This window comes from Nonomuraea basaltis (genome assembly GCF_005893125.1).
GTDB classification, from domain to species: Bacteria; Actinomycetota; Actinomycetes; order Streptosporangiales; family Streptosporangiaceae; genus Nonomuraea; species Nonomuraea basaltis.
The window spans coordinates 1-1,295 of sequence record NZ_VCJS01000566.1 but is presented as its reverse complement, the minus strand read 5'-3'; the positions used below and the strand labels follow the sequence as shown (position 1 = coordinate 1,295).

1 protein-coding gene is annotated in these 1,295 nt (G+C 66.1%); it reads right to left on the bottom strand.

The features are described 5' to 3' along the window. Positions 1-61: 61 nt before the first annotated feature. On the bottom strand, positions 62-1,295 hold a 1,234-nt coding region (locus tag EJK15_RS72465), incomplete at its 5' end, for a hypothetical protein (RefSeq protein WP_171075442.1).

Below are 1,295 nucleotides of genomic sequence, written 5' to 3'. Positions count from 1 at the left end.
GAAGTCCCAGAGTTCATGCGAACTGAAGGTTCATCGGACTGAACCGAAGGGTCTTCATCCCTCATGGACCGTTTCGACCCTTGAGTTCGTCACGACTGGCGGGGTCTTGCTCTTCGACTGCGGTGGCCAGTAGGACGCGGGCGTTCTCGGCATAGCGGATGGCGGTCTTGGGGTCGAGGCCGAACACTGCGGCGAGGTGGAGCGGATCCGGGCCGTGCGTGAGGGCTTCTTCAAGCTGCCGATCAACGCGAAGGCGTTCGAGCGTCGCAGCCTGACCGCGGAGCTTCTTGGCGAAGTAGATCTTGGAGACCGGACCGGTGCCGAGGGCACTCAGCTGATTGATCAACAGGTGAGGATTGGCTGTGTTCGGCCAGCGGGTGCGCCGGTAATCGAGCCATTCGAGCAGGATCTGATGGGTGAACTCATCGATGGGGCGGGTGCGGCCGGCGATGGTGAGCCGTCGGTTGCCGAGGTCGACGTCATCGAGGAGCAGGGAGCGGATGGCGCCGGTGCGGGCGGCGTGAACGGCGGCGAGCATGAGCACGAGCCGGGCGGCTGGGGTGGTGGCGGCTTCGGCCGCCCGGTCGATGTCGTCCTGGTCGAGCCGCTGGAGGAGCCCGTAAGGATGCTGGCCGATGCGGATGCCGCGGGTCGGGTTGCGGAAGATGCTGCGCCGTTTGCGGCAGAACGCGAACAGCGATCGTGCCGCGACCAGGAAGTTCGAGCGGTGAAATCCCTGCATGCCGTCGAGGATCGAGGTGAGGTCCTCCCGGGTGACTTCCCGCAGGTGTTCGTATTGGTCTGACCAGTGCAGCAGCGTGGGACGCAGCCGGTTCACCTGGATCCAGACCGACTTGATGTTGCGAGGCTTGATCCGGGGGGCGCCGTCGCGCAGCGCCCGCGCCCAGGCCTCGACGTCGTCTCGGATGCCTGGGGCGAGTCCTTCGAGCTTGGCTTCCAGCCACCCGTCGAAGGCCGGCGGCCGGTCATCGATGAACACCCCCATCTCCTGCAGCACCTCGAGGGTCCGCTCGACGGTGAGGTCCAGCGCGCGCAGTGCGGGGAACAACTCCGAGTAGTAGACGACGTCGAGGCAGCTGTGCCGGGACAACACGATGACCAGGGCGCGCCGGACGGCGAATCGAACACCGCGTCGCCACCCGTGCGCCTCGCCCCGCCGATAGGCGAGATAGAGCGCCCAGCTCAGCCACGGATTGGCGAGATCGACTTCGGCGCTCTCGTCGAACCTGGTGAAGTCCCGGCGTGCTTCGAACAGCCTCAGCTGGATCCACCGC